This window comes from Mucilaginibacter hurinus, assembly GCF_003324525.1.
Lineage (GTDB): Bacteria > Bacteroidota > Bacteroidia > Sphingobacteriales > Sphingobacteriaceae > Mucilaginibacter > Mucilaginibacter hurinus.
On the sequence record NZ_QGDC01000003.1, the window covers coordinates 447,456 to 469,615 of the forward strand.

General features: G+C 42.8%; 19 protein-coding genes. 8 read left to right on the plus strand and 11 right to left on the minus strand.

The window, feature by feature from the left end; all coding sequences use genetic code 11:
- Nucleotides 1-67: 67 nt before the first annotated feature.
- Entirely contained in the window at nucleotides 68-373 is a 306-nt protein-coding gene (locus DJ568_RS07565; RefSeq protein ID WP_114004648.1) for a YbaB/EbfC family nucleoid-associated protein, read from the plus strand.
- Nucleotides 374-785: 412 nt separating this feature from the next.
- Here the strand turns inward: DJ568_RS07565 and DJ568_RS07570 are convergent, their stop codons facing one another.
- The 5 genes from DJ568_RS07570 to DJ568_RS07590 all read right to left on the minus strand — a co-directional run bounded on the left by DJ568_RS07570 (nucleotide 786) and on the right by DJ568_RS07590 (nucleotide 7,906).
- Complete coding sequence (locus DJ568_RS07570) at nucleotides 786-2,147, minus strand: UDP-N-acetylmuramoyl-tripeptide--D-alanyl-D-alanine ligase (RefSeq protein ID WP_114004649.1); 1,362 nt, start codon at nucleotides 2,145-2,147, stop codon at nucleotides 786-788.
- 155 nt (nucleotides 2,148-2,302) lie between these two features.
- Nucleotides 2,303-5,113, minus strand: a complete 2,811-nt coding sequence (gene polA, locus DJ568_RS07575; protein ID WP_114004650.1) for a DNA polymerase I — start codon at nucleotides 5,111-5,113, stop codon at nucleotides 2,303-2,305.
- 135 nt (nucleotides 5,114-5,248) lie between these two features.
- Nucleotides 5,249-5,815, minus strand: a complete 567-nt coding sequence (locus DJ568_RS07580; protein WP_114004651.1) for a DNA-3-methyladenine glycosylase I — start codon at nucleotides 5,813-5,815, stop codon at nucleotides 5,249-5,251.
- Nucleotides 5,812-6,942, minus strand: a complete 1,131-nt coding sequence (locus DJ568_RS07585; RefSeq protein ID WP_114004652.1) for a glycosyltransferase family 2 protein — start codon at nucleotides 6,940-6,942, stop codon at nucleotides 5,812-5,814. Before DJ568_RS07585 ends, DJ568_RS07580 begins: the two co-directional genes overlap by 4 nt.
- Nucleotides 6,926-7,906, minus strand: a complete 981-nt coding sequence (locus DJ568_RS07590) for a lysylphosphatidylglycerol synthase domain-containing protein (RefSeq protein ID WP_114004653.1) — start codon at nucleotides 7,904-7,906, stop codon at nucleotides 6,926-6,928. Before DJ568_RS07590 ends, DJ568_RS07585 begins: the two co-directional genes overlap by 17 nt.
- Nucleotides 7,907-8,100: 194 nt before the next feature.
- Between DJ568_RS07590 and DJ568_RS07595 the strand changes: the two genes are divergently transcribed.
- Nucleotides 8,101-8,673, plus strand: coding sequence for a DUF1579 family protein (locus DJ568_RS07595; protein WP_114004654.1), 573 nt, complete (start codon nucleotides 8,101-8,103; stop codon nucleotides 8,671-8,673).
- A gap of 3 nt (nucleotides 8,674-8,676) precedes the next feature.
- Here the strand turns inward: DJ568_RS07595 and DJ568_RS07600 are convergent, their stop codons facing one another.
- Nucleotides 8,677-9,540, minus strand: a complete 864-nt coding sequence (locus DJ568_RS07600; protein ID WP_114004655.1) for an AraC family transcriptional regulator — start codon at nucleotides 9,538-9,540, stop codon at nucleotides 8,677-8,679.
- Between the two features lie 284 nt (nucleotides 9,541-9,824).
- Here DJ568_RS07600 and DJ568_RS07605 point away from each other — a divergent pair, with 284 nt between their 5' ends.
- Complete coding sequence (locus DJ568_RS07605) at nucleotides 9,825-10,022, plus strand: hypothetical protein (protein ID WP_114004656.1); 198 nt, start codon at nucleotides 9,825-9,827, stop codon at nucleotides 10,020-10,022.
- Nucleotides 10,023-10,095: 73 nt separating this feature from the next.
- On the opposite strand, the gene DJ568_RS07610 is transcribed toward DJ568_RS07605, so the two are convergent.
- A complete protein-coding gene (locus DJ568_RS07610; protein WP_114004695.1) occupies nucleotides 10,096-12,720 on the minus strand; it encodes a TonB-dependent receptor in 2,625 nt (874 codons plus the stop codon).
- 412 nt (nucleotides 12,721-13,132) lie between these two features.
- Here DJ568_RS07610 and lepB point away from each other — a divergent pair, with 412 nt between their 5' ends.
- From lepB to DJ568_RS07625, 3 genes are all read left to right on the plus strand, one after another.
- Nucleotides 13,133-14,239: a signal peptidase I gene (gene lepB / locus DJ568_RS07615; protein ID WP_114004696.1), complete on the plus strand. Its 1,107-nt coding sequence runs from the start codon at nucleotides 13,133-13,135 to the stop codon at nucleotides 14,237-14,239.
- Between the two features lie 70 nt (nucleotides 14,240-14,309).
- On the plus strand, nucleotides 14,310-15,596 hold the full coding sequence (locus DJ568_RS07620; protein WP_114004657.1) for a ligand-binding sensor domain-containing protein: 1,287 nt from the start codon (nucleotides 14,310-14,312) through the stop codon (nucleotides 15,594-15,596).
- Nucleotides 15,597-15,635: 39 nt separating this feature from the next.
- Entirely contained in the window at nucleotides 15,636-16,841 is a 1,206-nt protein-coding gene (locus DJ568_RS07625; RefSeq protein ID WP_114004658.1) for an IPT/TIG domain-containing protein, read from the plus strand.
- On the opposite strand, the gene DJ568_RS07630 is transcribed toward DJ568_RS07625, so the two are convergent.
- The 3 genes from DJ568_RS07630 to DJ568_RS07640 form a co-directional block, all read right to left on the minus strand.
- Complete coding sequence (locus DJ568_RS07630) at nucleotides 16,842-17,609, minus strand: exodeoxyribonuclease III (RefSeq protein WP_114004659.1); 768 nt, start codon at nucleotides 17,607-17,609, stop codon at nucleotides 16,842-16,844.
- Between the two features lie 71 nt (nucleotides 17,610-17,680).
- Nucleotides 17,681-18,394, minus strand: coding sequence for a peptidylprolyl isomerase (locus tag DJ568_RS07635; protein WP_114004660.1), 714 nt, complete (start codon nucleotides 18,392-18,394; stop codon nucleotides 17,681-17,683).
- A 16-nt stretch (nucleotides 18,395-18,410) separates the two neighbouring features.
- Nucleotides 18,411-18,764: a hypothetical protein gene (locus tag DJ568_RS07640; RefSeq protein WP_114004661.1), complete on the minus strand. Its 354-nt coding sequence runs from the start codon at nucleotides 18,762-18,764 to the stop codon at nucleotides 18,411-18,413.
- Between the two features lie 88 nt (nucleotides 18,765-18,852).
- Here DJ568_RS07640 and DJ568_RS07645 point away from each other — a divergent pair, with 88 nt between their 5' ends.
- Entirely contained in the window at nucleotides 18,853-19,179 is a 327-nt protein-coding gene (locus tag DJ568_RS07645) for a hypothetical protein (protein WP_147238725.1), read from the plus strand.
- 47 nt (nucleotides 19,180-19,226) lie between these two features.
- Complete coding sequence (locus DJ568_RS07650; protein WP_114004663.1) at nucleotides 19,227-21,539, plus strand: TonB-dependent receptor; 2,313 nt, start codon at nucleotides 19,227-19,229, stop codon at nucleotides 21,537-21,539.
- A gap of 38 nt (nucleotides 21,540-21,577) precedes the next feature.
- Here DJ568_RS07650 and DJ568_RS07655 read toward each other — a convergent pair whose 3' ends face one another.
- A complete protein-coding gene (locus DJ568_RS07655) occupies nucleotides 21,578-22,105 on the minus strand; it encodes an O-acetyl-ADP-ribose deacetylase (RefSeq protein ID WP_114004664.1) in 528 nt (175 codons plus the stop codon).
- Between the last annotated feature and the right edge of the window lie 55 nt (nucleotides 22,106-22,160).

The window sequence follows — 22,160 nt, forward strand, 5'->3', positions numbered from 1 at the left end:
CGAACAAGGTTGGTATATTTGTAACAAGATTTAAGAAAGTCCCTCATTAAGAGGGCGAGGGGGTTATATGTTCGACAAAATAATGGAAGCCCAGCAAAAGGCGGGCGAAGTAAAAAAAAGATTAGACGCTATTACCGTAACCGGAACTGCCGAAGGCGGCAAGATAACCGTGACTGCTAATGGCAACAAAGTTCTTCAATCGGTTACTATCAATGAGGAGTTTTACAAAGAAGCCGACAGGGAAGAAATTGAGGAACTATTGGTAGTAGCCATCAATAAAGCCATGGAACAAGCCGACAATGTAAGCCAAAGTGAAATGGCCGCCATGACGAAGGACATGTTTGGCGGATTAGGCGGTTTGTTTGGCAAGTAGTACCTAAATACACCTTTTTAAAATTCGTCATTGCGAGGTACGAAGCAATCGCTTACTATTTAAGCGGATGCAGACTGATAGCTATACAGATTGTTACGCTATCGCTCGCAATTACGCGTGGTACTTATAATGGAAGATATACAAACCGTCTCATGGATATTCCTGGCAACTGCGGTATCTTCTTAGGCTAAGCCCGCCAATTTAATGCGATGAGCCAAGTTGCCGACGGCATTAATCATGCCGTTTCCCAATGTTAAAGAACTGCAAAACTCTTTGAATGGCTTAGTGAGAGAGCTCTCATAACTAAAAAGCAACAGTTACTGTCTTTACGCAACAAGGCATTAAACTATTCCAGGAAGCGGCGAGTAAATCCAATATTTTAATGAAGATTTGGGGAGAGTTAGAGGTATCGCTAAAACAATTCTACTAACCGCTCCAAAGCCATACCCCTTGAACCCTTTATCAAAATTGTGGAGTTTTTAATCGGGTTAGCCCGTAAAGCAATAATGGCTTCTTCGGCAGTTGCATAAAAAACCCCGCCGGCAGCGGATTGGTTGGCTGCCATAAAATCTTTTCCAATAAAAATACGCTCTTCAACCTCCGCTTCAAAAGCCTTTTGAATCACGGCCAGATGCTCCGCCGGCGATTCATCGCCCAATTCAAACATATCGCCTAAAATAAGCACTTTACGGTCGGCCGTTATTTTGTCAATATTATCAATGGCCACCATCATACTGCTCGGATTGGCATTGTAGTAGTCGCACACCAGGGTATTGGTGCCGGTTTGTACTATTTGGGAACGGTTATTTTTAGGCTGATAGCCTTCAACGCCATTGTTTACCTGTACAGGCGTTAACCCCAGGTGAATGCCAATAGCTATTGCGGCTAAAATATTATCCAGGTTGTAAACGCCTGTAAGCTGCGAACGCACTGTGTGCGTATCGTCATAACCCTTCTGCCGCCACTCCAACGCCAAATGTGGTGAGTTTTCTATCAATTTACCGGTAATCAAATTATCATTATCCTTTGTACCATAGTAAATCACATTGCGCATAGTACGTTGAGCGGCCATTTGGAGCAGGGTATTGTCATCATTATTTATAAATACAATTCCTCCATCTTCGCCATGATGTTCATGCCGTATGCCAGGCGCTATTTTTTCAGGTGACTGGAGGGCTAAATAATCATATAGTTCTCCTTTTGCCTTTTTCACTCCTTCTACACCGCCAAAACCCTCTAAATGCGCTTTGCCAACATTAGTGATAAGCCCATGGGTGGGCCAGGCAATACTGCATAAAAAATCTATTTCTTTTTGATGATTGGCGCCCATCTCAATTACCGCCGCCTCGTGGCTGTCGTCAACAGTTAAAATAGTTAGCGGTACACCTATATGGTTATTCAGGTTACCTTGCGTAGACTGTGTTTTATAATGTTGCGACAGTACCGCATTAATCAACTCCTTGGTGGTAGTTTTACCATTGGTGCCGGTTAACCCGATAACCGGGATATTCAACTGTTTGCGATGGTACCGTGCCAGATCCTGTAAAGCGTTAAGTACATCATTCACTAAAATATACTGTTCGCCCAGGCGATATTTGGCATTGTCAATAACTACATAGGCCGCACCTGCTTGTATTGCCTGCTCAGCAAAAGTGTTGGCATCAAACTTTTCCCCCTTCAAGGCGAAAAAAATACAGCCCGGCGCTATTCTGCGCGTATCAGTACTTATAACCGGGTGTTGTAAATAAATGTTGTAAAGCTTATCGGTTGTCATATTAGCTCAAAAGAATAGGATCTTTTATCTTCTAATTACTTTAGCCATTTGCGGCGCCACAGTTACTAATCTTTCAAGTATCGTCTTGTGCCTTACAATGGCACTTTAATTCATCTGTCACATTTTGCAATATCGCGCTTCGCGATTTAAACGGGTTAATGCGCCTCTAACCAATTTAACCCGCTGCCTATTTCAACTATTATCGGCACCTCAGTTTTAATGGCATTTTTCATGTTATCAACTATAATGGGTTTAATTAATTCCACTTCGTCTTGCGGTGCATCAAAAACCAATTCGTCATGCACCTGCATAGTCATTTTAGCCTGTACATTTTTGGCCTTAAATTCATTATGGATATTAATCATAGCTATCTTGATCATGTCGGCGGCCGAACCCTGTATAGGAGCATTAATTGCATTTCGCTCGGCGAAGCCCCGCACGGTTTGATTTGCCGAATTAATATCCCGCAAGTATCGCCTGCGACCCATCAGCGTATTTACATAACCATTTTCGCGCGCGAAGTTCATGGTATCGCTCATATACCTTTTAATGCCCGGGAACTGAATAAAATATTGCTCGATAATTTCGGCTGCTTCTTTACGCGGGATGCCTAAATTTTGCGATAATCCAAATGCCGACTGCCCGTAAATAATACCAAAATTTACCGCCTTGGCATTACGGCGCTGGGTGCTGTCAACTTCATTTACAGGCACACCATATACGTTAGCTGCAGTAGCGGTATGAATATCTATGCCGTCAATAAAGGCTTGCATCATGTTTTCGTCGCGGCTTATCTCGGCAATTATACGCAACTCTATTTGCGAATAATCTGCAGATACGATAATGTGCCCGCTATCACGCGGAATAAAAGCCTTACGCACCTCACGGCCACGCTCGGTACGTATAGGAATGTTTTGCAGGTTAGGATTTTGCGAACTTAACCGGCCCGTAGCGGCTACCGCCTGGTTGTATGAGGTATGAACCCGGCCTGTTTTAGGGTTCACCATCTGCGGTAATGCGTCAACGTAAGTTGACTTTAATTTCAGTAACTGGCGGAAATCAAGAATATCACGTACTATATCGCTCTTTGTTGATAAAGCCGTTAACACATCTTCACCTGTCTGATATTGGCCGGTCTTGGTCTTTTTAGCTTTAGGGTCTAGCTGCAGTTTTTCAAATAATACCTCGCCCAATTGCTTCGGGGACGAAATATTAAAACGCACCCCTGCCTTTTCATAGACAACTTTTTCCAGCTTACCCAAATCCGATTCCAGCTCTTTCGAAAACTCCTTTAGCGTGTCTATATCAATCTTTACCCCTTCGCACTCCATGTCAGCCAACACATATATCAGCGGATGCTCTATCTCATTTATTAATTTTTCGGCTTCGGCCTGTTTAAGTTTTGGCTCAAATACCTGCTTAAGCTGTAATGTGATATCAGCATCCTCGGCAGCATAATCTTTTATCTTTTCTATCTCCACATCGCGCATGTTGCCCTGGTTTTTACCTTTCGGGCCTATAAGGGTGGTTATTGACACTGGGGTGTAGTTAAGATAGTTTTCGGCCAGGATATCCATGTTATGGCGTGTGTCAGGGTCCAGCACGTAGTGTGCCAGCATCGTATCAAAGAGTTTGCCTTTTATATTCAGACCATACCACTTCAGCGTCATTAAATCAAACTTAATGTTTTGGCCAATTTTACCTATAGCCGGATCCTCCAAAACAGGTTTAAATTCTGCCACAAGTGCTTTAGCGTCGGTTTCGTTATGGGGTACCGGCACATACCACGCTTCGCCCGGTTTTATGGCAAATGACAGTCCTACCAGTTCGCAATGGTTAGCATCTGTACCGGTAGTTTCAGTATCAAAGCAAATGTCCTTTTGCTGCTTTAGCAACCTTATCAGTTCCGCCCGCTTCTCAGGCGTATCGGCCAAATGGTACTCATGCTCAGTAGTAGCAATACTCTTTGCTGCAACCGGCACTTCGGGTTCGGTAATATCCTGCACATCAACCGTTAAACTGGTGTAGCCGGCATTAACGGGATTACCGAAAAGATCGGTTTGTACTGGGGCCGCTTTCATTTCAGTAACACTGAACTCTTCACCAAACACTCGCTTACCAATGGTGCGGAACTCCAGCTCGGCAAATAATGGCTCCAGTAAATCCCGGCTGGGCGCACATATCTCCAGCCCGGCTTCATCTAATTCAACCGGCGAATCCAGATTTATAGTGGCTAATCTTTTTGACAGGAGACCCTGCTCGGCATATTGTATTACATTCTCTTGCAGCTTACCTTTCAACTCGTGGCTATTGGCAATTATATTCTCTACTGAACCATATTGTTTAATAAGCGCTTTAGCCGTTTTCTCTCCAATACCAGGTATGCCGGGTATATTGTCCACCGCGTCGCCCCAAAGACCTAAAATGTCTATCACTTGTTCCACCCGCTCTACTTCCCACTTAGCCAGTACCTCCTTTACGCCCAGTATCTCCATATCGTTACCCATACGGGCGGGTTTATATATCCTTATGTTTTCTGATACCAGCTGCGCAAAATCCTTATCCGGCGTCATGCAATACACCTGGTAACCTTTTGCCTCTGCTTTTTTTGCAAGGGTGCCAATTATATCGTCAGCCTCAAAACCATCAGCAGTAATAACAGGGATATTAAAACCCAATATAACTTTTATCACATAGGGTAAAGCTGCCGAAAGATCTTCAGGCATGGCCTGCCGCTGGGCTTTATAAGCTTCAAACTCGGTATGGCGTTCGGTAGGTGCATCTGTGTCAAACACCACGGCCATGTGCGTAGGCTTTTCTTTACGAATTACATCAAGAAGCGTGTTGGTAAAACCCATTACTGCTGACGTATTCATACCTGCAGACGTAAATCGCGGGTTTTTGCTTAGCGCGAAGTGAGCCCGGTAGATAAGGGCCATGCCGTCCAAAAGAAAGAGTTTTTTCATTTTATTTTGATTTCACAGATGCCGTAGTGTTTTCACCGATAGCTTTTTTATTATCTCAGTGAATTCAAAAGTACAATTTATGTGAAGCTTATCACAGAAAAGAATAAGTGAAATCAACAAATAATCGGTGTAATCCTATTTAAAATTACAGCCATATATATGATCATTCACCATACCGGTAGCCTGCATGTACGCGTAACAAATAGTGCTTCCGAAAAACTTGAAACCCCGCTTTTTCATATCCTTGCTTATGGCATCGCTCTCGGGCGTGCTGGCCGGCAAGTCGCTCATTCCCTCGGGGTGGTTAATAATTGGTTTACCGCCCGGCATAAAGCTGTACATATAGTTATTAAACGAGCCGAACTCCTTTTGTATGCCGATGAATAATTTGGCGTTGCTAATGGCTGCCAGTATTTTTAAGCGGTTACGGACAATGCCGGCATCCTGCATAAGCCGTTCCACATCGTTATCGGTAAAAGCCGCAACCTTATTTACCTCAAACTCTGCAAATGCTTTACGGTACCCTTCGCGGCGCCGTAAAATAGTTATCCAACTCAGCCCGGCCTGTGCTGATTCCAGTATCAGAAACTCGAACAACACTTTATCATCATTCACCTCTTTACCCCACTCTTCATCGTGGTATTTAACGTAAAGTTCGTCCGTGCCGGGCCATGCGCACCGGGTTAAGTGATTAGTTGTCATTTTACTGTTCTCCCTTTCCAGGAATATTTACTGGTGTTGCCCAGCATACCCACGTAAACAAAGTATAACACATGAATGGGCGATAGCAAGATGAGCAGCGCCATAAGTTTTGTACGTTTCAAAAACAGCGTTATAGGTAAAAGAAACATGGCTTCAAATACATATTTAAGCACAAACTGCACCATAAAAAGTTTAAAGAACCAAATATCATAAAAACTCAGCAGCGCATTTACTAACAATGATAAATTGAACAACCAGATTAATACCGCAAGTGCAACCACCCTTTTATCTTTGTACTTGGTTGATTTTGATGCCCAGCGCCGGCGTTGCTGTAGAAACTCCTGCAAGGTATGTTTAGCATGGGTGTATACTATAGCATCACGGTGTTTGAGGAACACGATGCGGCCGGGATATTTTACCGCTACTTTTTGCAACAATAATTCATCATCGCCCGATGCCAGTTCATCAATGCCTTTAAAGCCGCCCACTTCGTAAAATACATCCTTGCGGTAGGCAAAATTTGCACCATTACAGGTAGATGCCCTTTTGTTACCAATAAAGGAGGCGCCTATACCTACCAAATAGGCAAACTCAAGCGTTTGCAAACGTTCAAACAGCGTTTTTTCTTCGAAATAAGTTACCGGTGACGATATCATCACAGGGTTAGCCGTTTCATAATGTGAAACAACGGTTGACAGCCATTTGGGCCCCATACGGCAATCGGCATCAGTAGCTACCATCAATTCGCCTGTGGACAAACTAATTGCTTCCGCAATCGCTTTTTTCTTGTAAGAATTGAGTGCTTCACCCGCACGCATCTGATGCAGCCGCACGCCCTGTGAACTATAATTTCTTATAATCTCGGCAGTGCGGTCGGTTGAGTGGTCATCAACAATAATAATTTCGGTAAGGTGTTTGGGGTAGTCTTGTGCCAGTATGTCTTCAATTGTGAGGTGTATGCCTGCCTCTTCATTTCGCGCGGCAATCAACACCGTTATCTTGGTAGTAAGTTGCAGAGGCTGTGTATCAGGCCGCCGCAAATTGGCCCATCCCCTTATAAGATACAGTAACACTACCAGGTAGTAACCCGTAAGCAGCAGCGATATTATACTATGCGTCGCGATCAAAGAATTTAAGTTTAAAAACAAATAAGCAGCCTATTACGGCCGGTATAACTAAGTTGATGAGCCAGATAAGCGACACACACACTACTACGGCAATCTGTTGATCAGTAATGCCGGCAAAGAGGGTCGCTGCTGTAAAGCTACGCACACCAATGTCAAAAATGTCAAGTGACGGCAAAGCTGACTGTATAATGAGAAAGGTAAATACCATCATCGCTATGGTTAACATCGGTATTTCGGGCAGCAGTAAGTGAATAAGCAAGTAATATTGCAAAGTAAACACCAAAAAGCGGGCGAGCGAGTATAAAAGTATAACAAATAACTCGGTGGTATGGTAACGATCCATGATACCGAAGAACTTATTGTACTTTTTAATAAATCTTACCCTGTTTAACAGCTTTACCATTAACCCTATGTTAAAGTAGAACAGGGATAGCAAGAACAAAAATGCGGCTACAAATACTACGATACAGGCAAAATATAAGCCATTTAAGTACTGCATTTTAAAATTGTAAATAAACCATAGCGCGCCTATCAGCCCCAAAATGTTGGTTACCAGGTTTTGGCCAAGCCCACCAACAATCATGGCAAACAGCCCGTGTATGCGTTTGCGGTTTGGCAGAAACATAATCCGCCCCCCATATTCGCCCACCCGGTTAGGGGTAATTATGGCCCACGTTAAACCACAGAAAACCGACTCAATAGCTTTCCAACGTGTAATGTCTACCAATTTACGGGTTACATACTGCCATTTAAGCGCCTCTAAAAACCAATTGATAAGCATTAAAACCGATACAGAAACAAGCGTTACAGTTACCTGTGTACTGTCGAGATTAATGATAAGCGACTTAAATTGCTGCAGATCACTATTTTTTGTTAAAAATTTATGATAAATAAACCAGGCAGCAAGCGCCAGTATGGCGGCCTTTAAAACCCATGATAATATTTTTTTTGTGGAGGTGGTCAAAAACTAAATTTTGCCAATATTACAAAAAAAGACAGGGCAAGTAGCACACACCGTTTTAAGTTACCTTATATCAAGCGTATTATTTTTAACATAAAGTGTTTAACCCATTATGGTTTTCAGCAAAAAACACCTAAAATGTTACTTTTACCCGGGCGCTATTATTCCAGATTTACACGTTAGTCAATAATACCATTATGAAACAGTTAATGATCTTTTTTTTATTGATTGCCGGTCAACAAACAATCAATGCTCAAAATAGCAGAAACGATTACCACTCCGCCCGGGAAACTTATTTAAAACCCAATGACATACATGAATTTTTGGCCCAATACAGCGGCGAATGGACAGGCGAAATGAGTACATGGCTTTATCCGCAAAGCTCGGCCCAAAGGTTACCGCTAGCCGTTGTTGATAAAATGATTTTAGGCAACCGTTTTATGCAGATGACCATAAATGGTACAATAACAGGCACGCCGTTTGAGTGTTTGATTACGCTTGGTTATAGCACAACTAATCAACGGTTTACAACAACTAATTTGGATAACCTGGGCACAGGTACCGTAACCCTTACGGGCTATTGGGTGTCGCCACGTAAAACTATTGAACTTTTTGGTGATATGCCTACGCCTGAAAATACCGATGTAGTACATTTAAGGCAATTGATAAATTTCGTTGACAACGATACGTATGTTATTGAATATTTTGACAAACGTGCCGGACAACAAGAATTTAAAAACCGAGAATTTCGTTTCAAGCGTAAAAAGTAGTTATTAATTAACTGCTGCCTTTAAATAACCGCCTCTAAACTTTTGTGGGGTGCATCCCTTAAACTTTTTAAACTGCCGGTAAAAAAACGGAAAACTCTCATACCCGCAGGCATAGCATATTTGAGAAACCGGCTCGTTAGTACTTATCAGCATTTTACAGGCCATGTTTATCCGGTACTCATTCAAAAAATAAAAAAACGGTTTCCGCATCACTTTGCTAAAGAACCTAGAAAAAGATTCTTCACTCATAAATACTTTTTGCGACAGCAACGCAAGGCTTAGCTTTTTTGAGTAATTATTTTCAATATAACTGAAAATGGTTTTTAACCGGTCATTTTCCGTAGTATTTAAGTTGTACTCAAAACCCTGGCTACACAAAATTTCATATTGCTTGCTTTGTGCGAGCCTGTTAAGCAACTGCAGTAACGCCATAAGCCTTTCAAACGCCGGAAGTTCAATAATCTTCATTAATTCGTCACGCAATGAAATGGCTAATGACTTTTTAAACTTTAACCCATTTACTGAGAGTTGAAGCAGGTTTTTCAGCGGTTCAAACTCAGGGCGTTCAAGCCAACCCGTACCTATAAAGTCCTCACGCCATTGTATAACCACCGCCCTTGCAAGGTCCTGCTGGTCATTACTGTTTTTCCAGCGGTGAGGCAGGCCCGGGCCGAGTAATACCAGGTCATCATTTTCAAAATCTTCAAAGCTGTTGCCCACATACCTCACCCCACTACTCGATATGATATAAGTGAGTTCATACTCCGGATGGTAGTGCCAGGGGTTGTCAAATTCCTCCATTTCCTGGTAGTGGGCTTTAAACGAATTTGAAGCCGCTGGCACGATAGCCTCATACTTAGGTTTCATAATTGCTTATTTGAACACAATCTAAATTATAAATATATGAATTGCAACAAAAAAAGTTAATATTTGCTGCGTCTGGTATAAGATTATAACCACTAAGCCGACTATTTAGCTATCTGAAAATTTTGTAAAATAGTAAAGAGGGTGTTACAAGAGCTTTATTGAAATAATTTAGACTATTTTTGCAAAAAATAGAATATTTTATCCATATAATTGCATATCCTATTCAAATTTAAGGCGTTCTACCGCGCCATATATTCAGGATCGCCAAGCCTTATTTGTGTAACATGAAAAACGTAACTATGAGAGAGGTAGCTCTTTTTTTATTGCTTTGTATTATATCATTTGCTTTTTTATTATCGGTAGAGTCATGTGAAGAGCCGGCTGTAAAAGAGGCCGTTCAGGAGATCAAAGCCATATCTCACACCAGGCGAGGCAATCATGCAACGTCCAGGCCTGTAGCAATGGTGCAGGAATCAAATTAAGAATTTATATCTATGAACAAATATGAAAAGGGCGGCCTTCGCAGGTCGCCCTTCAATTGTTTATTAATATAATTTATAATGTATACCGCAAAGTTATACCAAAAGTGCGTTGGTCTCCCAGTACGCCGGCGTAATGGCCTGCATTGCCGCCAGCGGGTAATAATTGCTCGAAGTAATTTTTATCGAGTAAATTACGGCTCCATATAAAAGCTGAAATACCATAAGGCGCTTTAAAGCCGGCCCGTGCATTTAATAAAACGTAGCCATCAATATTCAAATAAGCTGATGGTGACGGGCTTGATGAGAATGAAGAACGTGCGGTGCCATCAAGCGCGATAAAGAACTTGGTTACTTTATTAATGTATTTTGCGTCGGTAGCATACTCGCCACCTAATGACCCTGCCCATTTTGATATGCCCGGCAGGCGGCCGCCTGAAATATCTTTAAATGCTACCTGCTGCTTGGCATCATTTGTTGCGCCAGTTTCTTCAAGCGGAAGTGGTGCATTTGTAAACTTAACATATTTGGCATCGGTATACGCCGCAGCGCCGTACAATGAAAAGTTTTGATTTGCGCGGTAATTTACGTCTATTTCAGCCCCCTTAACATTTACCTTATCGGCGTTGGCTATATAACCGCGGTTTACACCCAGTTCAGGCGACTGTACGTTGGTTTGATAATTTTTAATGTCGGAATTATGTAGGGTAAGGTTCAGTATTAAATTATCTAATGGTGTAGTTTTAATACCGGCTTCAAAATGCCTGGTATTTTCAGGCTTTATTACCGCCAGGCTTAAATCTGCTACTGATGCGCCGTTAACTGTTGTAGTTGGCAAACCTGCCACGTTAACACCCACCGGCTTAAAACTGGTTGAATAGGTAGCAAAAGCGTTTACGCGATTGTTGGGCCTGTACGAAGCAGTTATAGAGTATGTGAAGTTTTTTTCGTCTGCTGAGGCTACATATTGCTGATTACTGTAAATGCCGCTTTTTATTTTCCGTAACTCCACTGCCCTGCGGCTTGTATCGGAAGCCGGAATGGCAAGGCCTCCTTTAGCAACGCGATCATAGTTTACGTCTTTATTATCATAATTGAACCGGATACCGGGGAGCAAGTGGAAACCTTCAAGGATTTCCCAATCAACACTTGCAAATGCCGCCGCGCTTTGCGATTTGATAGATGCGTTAGTGTATATGCCGTAACCTTCTAACAAGCCAGGAGTTGCCCAAAGCTCATCATAAGTTAAATCGGTACCCGCAATAGGGCCGGTTGTGCTTTTGGAGAATCGCGCCTGCGCTGCACCCGACTCCTCAGTACCCGTAATTTTCACTTCCTGGTTTATATAATATAAACCCACTACACCACTTAGCTTCTCAGAAAACTGGCCTGCATAACGTATTTCCTGCGACCAATTTTTATGCTTAGCCGGGTTTTGTGATTTTTGCAGTACAGGTAAGCCCGTAAAGTCGCGGTCATTTGACGGATCCCAGTTCCAGTAGCGGTATGCGGTAGTTGACGTTAGTGTACCCGGGCCTAATTTTATGTCGGCATTTAAAGATACGCCGCCAAGCTGGTTGCCTGAACGCCATGGGGTATCGTGGTCAATTATGCGCTCGAACGGATTAAGGCTCGGAAGTTTGTAACCCAAATCAGCAGTTATAGCGTCGAACTGGCGGTAAGGAGCCCGTTTGGTTTTTACCACACCGGCCACCACCTGTGCATAGCCGTCAGGTTTTTGGTCGCTCGCGTCACCAGATAATAATAACGAAACTTTATCTGAAGGCTTAAAGAGCAACTGGCTACGGAAACCAATATTATTTAAGGTATTGGTTGCTCTTCCGGTAGCAATGTTTTCAACAAGACCGTTACGCTGCGTACCTGAAAATGAGATGCGTGCAGCAAATTGCTTGCTTAACGGGCCCGATAAAGAAGCCTTGGCCTGAACGTACCCGAAGTTTCCGAAACTTGTTTCGAAAGTGGCCTGTGGCGTGAAGCTGGGTTTACGTGTAGTAATGCTGATAGCGCCTGAACTGGTGTTTTTGCCGAATAAGGTGCCCTGCGGACCGCGTAACACTTCAATCCGGTCCACATCGATAAAATCAAAAGTAGCTACAGCTGGACGAGCAATGTACACACCATCCACATATACCCCAACACCTGGGTCAAGTCCGTCGTTTGTTAAACCAAACGGTGAGCCTATACCACGTATATTGATGCCTGTATTGCGGGGGTTAGACGTATATAGCTGAAGTGTCGGGATCATTTCTTTAACACGGTTTATATTAAACGCTCCTGACTGTTCAATTTGCGTCCCCCCAACTACGGTGATCGGAATGGGCACACTCTGAGCTGTTTCTATACGGCGTCTAGAGGTAACCACCACTTCTGAAAGTGAATTATCGTCCGTTAGCTTCACAGCTAAAGGCGGAACCGGCAACTGGTTAACTATAAACTCTTGCGTACGGTAGCCAACAAAACTAACGCGTACTGTGAAGGGTAGCGTTTGCGGGGCGTTAATGGAAAAATTGCCGTCAGCATCAGATACCGTACCGCCTTTGGTATCTTTAATAAGTACGGTTGCCCCGGGTACCGGGCTTCCCTCAGTGTTTTTTATACTACCTGTAATAGTTGTGGTTTGCCCTAACACAGCGCTTGCCCACAACAGCGCCGGTAAAATTAAGAGTAATGATTTTTTCATATATATTGTGTTTGGTGCAAGGTTATACAGGATGTTGCGCAGTGCAGACGCTAACGATATAGATACCGTTTCTGAAACGGCATGGTTATGCTGTTGATAAAAGTTCATTAAGAATGGTGGTTATACTTGTTATTAAATGTTGTTAGTTGATGAAGGCGGCATTCAACAACAGCAACACATGTAACCGGCTGGCTGATCGTTTAAAAGGATGTAATGAATTATAGAGCCTGGTAACTGTTTCATTTTATTTAACGTTCCGATTATTATGATGCAAATATATACAAATATGTATAAAGTCTATAGATTTAGTAGTTTTTTTGAAAATATTTATTCTCTTTATATACCGGTGGCTTTAATTACTTGTGTAACAAAATGATTATTTGCTGGTCAAATGGTTATTAACTTTTTAATTATGAAGTGGAATATCCTGTCGCGAAACAAAAAAAAACAGACAGATACAGCAAAGAAAAGTAAAACACGGGAGTGGCTTGATGCCATCGTGTTCGCTGTTATCGTTTCAACATTGGTACGCGGACTCTTATTTTCTGCCTACGCTATACCATCCAGTTCTATGGAAGGCACACAAATGACGGGCGACTATCTATTTGTAAGCAAATTAAATTATGGTGCCCGCATGCCCATTACACCTATATCAATTCCTTTTTTAGAATCGCACATTAACTGGGGTAGTGATATAAAAACTTATTGGGACGGCATTAAACTGCCTTATTTTCGGCTTCCGGGCCTAGGCACTGTAAAAAACGGAGATATCGTTGTATTTAATTACCCAGGTGGTGTTTTAAAAGATCCGGTTGATATGCGTGTACATTACATAAAACGCTGCCTCGGTGTACCTGGCGATGTCCTCGAAATACGGGACACCCGTGTTATTGTGAATGGTAAAGAGATGAAGAATGCGCCCAAAGCGCAAACATCATATTACGTTACCACCAATGGTATAGCTTTTAATCCGAAACTGTTGGATGATTTAGATATTGAAGTTCGTGGACAATACAGTAATGAAGGTTTTGTAATGATCATTCCCGCTTCAAGTTATGCTGAACTTAAAAATCAGTCTAATATAACTTCCATAAAGCCGGTGATCGAGCCACGCGGTTTGCAAGATCAGTCAGTATACCCCCAAAGTGACCTGTTTAATTGGAACCAGGATAATTATGGGCCGATTACCGTTCCACGGAAGGGTTGGACCATTGCACTTAATGATTCAACAATAGCCCTTTATGGCAAAGTTATACAGCAATTTGAAAATAATAAACTGGAACATGCAGACGGTCGGTATTACATAAATAATAAAATAGCGTCTACCTATACGTTTAAAATGAACTATTACTGGATGATGGGTGATAACCGGCATAACTCAGAAGATTCACGCTACTGGGGCTTTGTACCGGAAGACCATGTTGTAGGCAAGCCCATGTTTACTTTTATGAGTATCGACAGCACTAAAACCATATTTAATAAAGTGCGGTGGAACCGGGTTCTGCGTGGTATACAATAACTTTAATTTATATAATTATTTGGTACAGAGCATCATAACAGTTAAGTTTATTTGATTAAACACATCCGTTATGCGCCTTATCAAAGCAACAGTACTGTTAGCAATAACATTGGCTGTAACATCATGTAAAAAAGACCCGTTTGCAACAAAAGGTAGTGGTGAAGTAAAAAGGAACAACTTAACTGTACATGTTTCAGATACATGCACCAGCCCGGTAATATTATGGGAAAAGGCTACTATAAATACGAGTGCAGCTAATGTAGCCTCGGCGAGCTCAGCAACCATTGATAGAAATAACAATCTATATGTTGCCGGCATATTCAGAGGTACAGTAGATATTGACCCCGGTCCGGGCATTTTTAACTTAACCGGCAAAGGTGCATATGTACAAAAACTTGATGTAAATGGTAAGTTTATCGGCGCGAGGCAAGTTCCGCTTGACTATGAAGATTATAATATACCGCTGCTATACTATGAAAAAGGATTTACCGACGTAGATGTGGACGCAGGCGGCAATGTAATACTTACTACATTCGCCAAAGGGCTGGTGAATATTTACAAGGCCGGCAGCAGTGGCAACCAAATATTTCAATTAACCCTACGCAGTGCAGGCGAATCACCTGTTCAAACGGCTGTTGATTCAAAGGGGGACCTGATTATCATAGGCAGCTATGGTGGTCCTGATAAAGAGCGATTCGATATTGATCCGGGTACCGGCGTGTATAACACTCCGGCAAGCGGAAGCGGGATTTATGTCCTTAAATTAAATTCCGGGGGCAAATTCCAATACGCACGGTTTTATACAGACCTTACCAGGATATGGGACTTAAAAATAGATAAAGCAGATAACTTATATGCTGTGGGGTTAGCGTATGAAAATAACAAGGGCATTTATCATAGCTTTATTAAAGCCGACAGAAAAGGCAACATATTGCTTAACAAGTTCAGCCCCTCTGATAATTTATATACACCGGTATCTGTTGATAACAGCGGCAACATATTTATGGGTATTGAAAGCGTACCCAAAAAGTATAACGCCCAGGGCAACCTACTGTGGGCCACAAATTTTACGTATGACGATGTAGCATTGTGGATACATGCCTTTAGTGGTGATAACAAAGGGAATATGTATGTGGCTACTGGTACTTACTGGGATAATGACGAAAGTGTTTTTATCAAATATAACGACAAGGGGCAGGAATTATGGAGGGGAGCAATACCTGGTGTTACCGACGCGCTAAGAGACCCCATGTTTATTGTGCCCGATTCGCAAGACAATATTATACTGGTGATTAGCGGAAGCCCACCAGGGGGCGGTGGTGCCACACGCATTATAAAATACCAGGCTTGCCGGTAAATTTGTATCGTACATAACAAGTTATACGTATAGCTTGTTATGAACATACTTATTCGCACAATCGGCATTTATATTATTTTAACCATCCTTGTCGGCTGCAAAAAGGATACCGGCATTAGTAAGGTTGCAGAGGCAGGTATGACCTATAATAACGCGTTGCCAAAGCCTGTCATCACGGCTATCTCACCATCTAAGGGGACTATATATGGTGCTGTAAAAATTACGGGTAGCGGGTTCAGCACCGTTGTAAATGGAAATATTGTACGTTTTAATGGCATCCCGGCAACGGTAAATTCATTTACGTCAACAGAAATTGTGGCCACAGTGCCGGCTAATGCAAGCACAGGAAATATCACCGTACTTAGCAACGATTTTACCGCTACATCGCCCGCTCCCTTCAAAATTTTAAAGTATGTGCCCAACGGAAAACTAGCTATAAACCTGGATGGCCTTACTGAAGTCGCGATCAGCAAAACCGGAGTTATTTATGGTGTTATAAAACGTGCAGATAAGTTTGCCCAGATAATCAAGTACACTAACGGCGCATCAACTGTTATTTTTAACAATGCACCTGAATTTAAAGATCAGTTAAATTATTTTGAGCATGAATATAAGGGCCTGTTAGTTAGCCAGGCCGGCGAAGTATATTTTGCTTCCAATTATATAAATAACCGTTCGGTTAACGGGACCATTACCCGCACGGTGCTGCAATCACATATCGTAAAAATAAACACTGCCGGACAAGCGAGCCTGGTAGCCGGCGCGGATGCTGGAGCCGTTGATGGTAACGGCGCTAATGCCCGTTTCAGGAATATTGAAGCCATGGCAATGGATGCCGCCGGAAATATCTATGTATCTGACTTCGGCAATTCAAGGCTGCGGAAAGTCACGCCGTCTGCAGATGTTACCACGCTTCCTGCCGCTGTGAAGATAAAACGCCTGGCTATATCTGCCGGCGGCGATCTGTATTTTCATGACAACAATAAGGTTTATAGCGTAAATGCTGCAACACGCCGCGTATCAGTTATAGCCGGGCCATATGCCAATGGCTTGGGCAACATGCTTTTTGATGCCGAAGGAAATTTATTGGTAAATCAGCGTACAAGTATCCTGGTTATAAATAAAGCGAATTTTGGGAGTGAGGTTAAGCTACCAGCCATCACATTTGCTATCGCTGTTGATGCGGACAGAAAGCTGCTTACTTTTACTTCAAAAGGCGTAACCAGATATGCTTTAACAGAATAACTAAAACTGTAAATCCAGCAGTACCGGACAATGGTCTGAGTGGCGGGCTTCGGGTAAGATTGCCGCCCGGCATATGTTTTTCTCAAGCGCCGACGTTGCCATATTATAATCGATGCGCCAGCCCAGGTTTTTGGCGCGCGCGTTTGCTCTGAAACTCCACCACGTATAATTATGTGGTTCAGGGTTTACATGCCTGAAGGTGTCAATAAAACCACTGTTAACAAAGTTTTCCATCCATTCTCGTTCAGCCGGTAAAAACCCGGATGAGTTAGCATTTGATTTTGGGTTATGAATATCAATGGCCTTATGGCAGATATTGTAGTCGCCGGATACCACCAGCTTAGGGCAAGTTTGTTTTACCTGGTTTAAATAAGCGCCAAATTCCTCTAAAAACCTGAACTTAAAACCCTGCCGCTCATCGCCGCTTGAACCTGACGGAAAATACACACTCATTACTGAAACGTCATCAAAGTCTACACGTATGTTCCGGCCTTCACGGTCATAGTCGGTTATGCCGCAGCCGTATTCTACATGCTTTGGTGTTTGTTTTGTAAAAATGGCGGTGCCACTGTACCCCTTTTTTTCTGCCGGATACCAATAATGCTGGTAGCCCATTTCTTCAACAAGAAGCAAGTCAGTAAGTAGATCGGGCGTGGCCTTAATTTCCTGCAGGCAAACTACATCAGCATTGGTGGCTTGCAGCCATTCCAGCCAGTTCTTGCTCATTGCCGACCGTATACCATTTACATTATAAGTGATAATTTTCATAAAAATTAGCGCTAAAAAACCGATGCTGTATGCTGTAATATAGGATGATTAAATAACGGGGTAACACATTATTAAAGCTGCCCTAAAAAGTGTGGGGGATAAATTTTATCCAGTTGTTCACATTCCTTCTTAGTGAGCAACTCCACGGTCATCGGTACATCCTTCTCAGGCCGGTCATTAGCCCCTGTTTTTACGGCGGCTATGCGCTCTACCATATCTATGCCTATCACTATTTCGCCAAACACCGTATAATTTAAATCCAGATGCGGCACCCCGCCCACTGATTTGTAGTAATCACGTTGCGACACCGGTATTTTCCGTCCCTTAAGGCGTGTTTGCTCAAGCCGGTCAAGTTCTTCATCGGTAAACCGTTTTCCTTGAACAAGGTAAAATTGCGACCCGCTTGATGATTTTGCAGGTTTGTCATCCCGTGCGGCAGCTATTACTCCGCGTTTATGAAAAAGGCTGTCTTTAAACTCTGCCGGAACATCGTTACCAATCGAATTTTCGCCAAGTGCCTGTCCGGGTTTAGCGCTTTTGGAATCAGGATCGCCGCCCTGTATCATAAAGTCATGTATTACACGATGAAATAGCGTGCCATTTAGTGATCCCTCCCTGGCCAGCTTTACAAAATTATCCCGGTGTAACGGGGTTTCGTTATATAACCGTACAATACAGATACCATAAGCGGTTTTAATGCGGACGTATTGATTTTTGGGGCCTTTGGCAAACGCCGACGTGCTTACCACTAACGCCAGGCAAATTGCAGGTATCAGTTTAAACATAATATTTAATGATAAATTACGAATCAGGCGACAATGTTTCATCAAAATAATCAACTATTAATGATTTTATAAGCATTTCCTGCTCCAGCAATGTGTAGCTGGGGATAGGCTTTACCAACCGCCAGTGCGGCCAGCCATCCTGGTCAAGTCCTTCCAGCTCATAAAACCCCATTTTGCTAAACAGCTTGCAATTAGCAATATGCATAAGTTCTTCTTTCTGTCGCTTGCTAAACTTTTTGGGGCCATGTCCAAGTTCCTGTACGCCTATTAAAAACAGTAATACTTTAACGTCAGGTACATCACTGTCAAATTCGTGAGCTATACGCTGCTGCAATTCACTCCATCGCTTGTTTACTTCAGAAGGCTTCATGTCCTGCAAATATACATTTCACAATATTGTTACCGTTAACACACATTTTGTTTATTTTTACAAATTACTTTTGCGGTATAAGGGTATCATGAACACGTCGCGTTACAAATTGCTGGCCGCCTGGCTTTTACTGTTCTGCTTTATAGCAGGGCAGGCAATGGTTTACGCCCATAAACATCATATTTTAAAATATGCCGATGCGCATCACCCCGATAGCGAAGCGCGTGACTTTACCGAAAAATGCAAGCTTTGCGACGTGATGCATCACAGTGATATAGCAATCACCCAAAATGAAGGTTTGGCGGCAAACCTGCCTGTAGTTTTATTCGCGCACCCGCAAGTTGCTTTCAATTTTACTTCTTTAGGTCTTATCCTTTCCGATGGACTTTCGCCTCCCTGTTTCATAAACTCATAAAAACCTGATCCTGCGCAATTCGCAGCTTATTTACTTTTTTGATTTTAATGAAACACAGCATTTTTTTATGCCTGCTATTGTTATTGGTACAAGGCAGGTTATCAGCACATCATACCACACTAAAAGGACGGGTTGTGGATAATGAAGGCAATCCTTTGCCGGGCGCTACACTTACAATTCCTGATCTAAAAATTGCCACGAACACAGGTATAAATGGTGAATTTGCATTCCCGGCGATGCCGGCACGCGGTAAGTTTATTATACAGGTGCAGTTTATGGGCTATGCTACGCTAACCCGCCTGATAGATCTTGCAGAAAGCACGGCCATAACATTTGTATTACAACCCACCGTTATTGAAACCCGCGAAGTGGTGATAACGGGCACGCCTATAAGTGGTAATAATAAGCAGAACAGCACATCGGCAACCACCGTTAATCGCGACGAGCTATTACGTCCGGCCGGAAACATCATTGACGCACTAGCCAAATTAGTACCCGGGGTATCGCAAATAACTACAGGCCCTTCTATATCCAAGCCTGTTATCCGCGGTCTGGGATATAATCGGGTGGTTACTTTAAATAATGGCATCAAGCAGCAGGGCCAGCAATGGGGCGATGAACATGGCATTGAGATTGATCAATATGGCGCCGACAGGGTAGAGGTTTTACGTGGCGCGGCCTCATTGCTTTATGGCTCGGACGCGTTGGGCGGCGTAATAAATTTATTAGAACCTTTAACCCCCCCTAACGGAGAAGTTAGAGGAGAGCTTTTAACCAACTATGCTACCAATAATGGCCTTACCGGTATCTCTGTAATGCTAACAGGTAACCATAGCGGTTTTGTATGGCGTGGCCGCGGATCATATAAAAATGCCCATGCTTTTAAAACGCCGGCCGGTTATTTTCCTAACTCCGGCTTTAACGAAAGCAATATAAGCGGCATGCTGGGTGTTAACAAACGCTGGGGGTACTCGCATATTAATTTCTCATATTTTAAAAATAACATTGGCTTGTTTGAAGCAGAGCCGCAAATGGGTTACAATTTTGTAAAAGATGATGGCGAGCCTTTTACTGATGAAGACTTTAAAAGCCGTAAACTGGTGTTTCCGCGCCAGGATATACGGCATTATAAACTCAACTGGGACAATAATTTAATTATCGGTAGCGGTTATTTAAAGGTAAACCTGGGCTACCAAAAAAATCAACGTCGCGAGCTGGAAGAAAGCATAGTGTCCTCTTTATTTTTTGACCTGAATACTTACAGCGGCGATGCCAAATACTATTTGCCGGAGCGCGATGGCTGGCAGCCCGTAATTGGCGCGAGTACCGAAATAACACGCAGCATAAACAAGGGAGAAGAATACCTGGTGCCAGATTATAATACCTATAACATTGGCACATTTGCTTTTATTAAAAAAACATGGAATAAAAACACATTTAATGCAGGCGTAAGATATGATTACCGGAAAAATACGGGGAAAGGCCTAATGGAAGACGAATTAATAAGATTTACGGCTTTTACCAACCAGTTTTCAAATATAAGCGGTGCATTAGGATTTACACACCAGTTTAACAGCCACGTAAATTTTAAAGCCAACGCGGGTTCAGCATTCCGGGCGCCCAACCCGGCCGAACTCGCGTCCAATGGGGTACATGAAGGCACTTTCCGTTATGAAATAGGCAATCCCAACCTGGCGCCCGAGCGGAGCTACCAGGCCGATGCTACATTGGAGTTTGAGAATAAAGTGATAAGTGCCAGTATAGGCATTTATGAAAATTATATCCACAACTTTATTTATGCTACTAACACGCCCGGCGATGTAAGAAGTGACCTCGACGAAGAAGGCAACACTACTACCTACGATGTATACAGGTACAGCCAGGTGAATGCAAATCTTTGGGGCTTCGAGGGAAGTGTGACCCTGCACCCTGTAAGTTTTTTGCATTTCGAAAACACTTTTGGATATACACATGCGCAAAACCGAACACTTAACAGGCCCCTGGCGTTTATTCCTGCCGGAACATTAAAGAATACGCTTCGTTTCGAGCCTGATGTAAAAGGGTTAAAGCAATCTTACATTTTTATAGGCATCGAAAATTTCTTTAAACAATCGCGTTTTGATAAAACGTTTGAAACAGGCACCGAAGGGTATACTTTGCTGAGTGCGGGCATAGGCACTACGCTCACTTTTGGCAAGCAGCCTGTAAAACTTTACGTAGCGGGCAGCAACCTGCTTAATAAAAAGTATTATGATGCACTTAGCCGCTATAAACCAGGGCGTTTAAGCACAGCTAATCCTGATTTTGGCATTTATAATCCGGGCAGGAATATTATGATGGGTATATATTTGCCGTTTTAAGCAGTTTATAACCGACTTCTATATTGGATGGTGTTACATTAGGACGCACCCTCATCTTGAAGCGTCTTTTGATATAGTTTATAGTTTGCGTCATCAAAACAAACAAATATCACCAGCTTAATACTAGCATCTTTGGTCATGAAATCTTTTACTTCCCTTATCGCAATTTTGGCTGCTTCTTCTTTAGGAAAACGATAAGCCCCTGTACTTATATTGGGGAATGCTACGGCTTGCACCCTATTAGCTACGGCTACACGAAGACTGTTCCGGTAGGCGCTTGCTAACAATTCACCAGCCTTTGCAGCGTTGCTTTTGCTCCATACCGGGCCCACTGTATGTATCACATGCCTGGCCGGAAGGTTGCCTCCGGTGGTAATTACGGCCTCTCCTGTTTCACAATGGCCTATAGTACGGCATTCTTCTAAAATAGCTTTCCCGCCAGCGCGATGAATGGCCCCGTCGACGCCGCCTCCGCCAAGTAAAGATGTATTTGCAGCGTTAACTATGGCATCAACATGCTGTTTGGTAATATCACCTTGTATAACCTCAATTTTTACGTTTTGCATACGTAAATAACAGCTGGGCCATGGGTATGTTTAATAATATAAGGAATAGCCAATA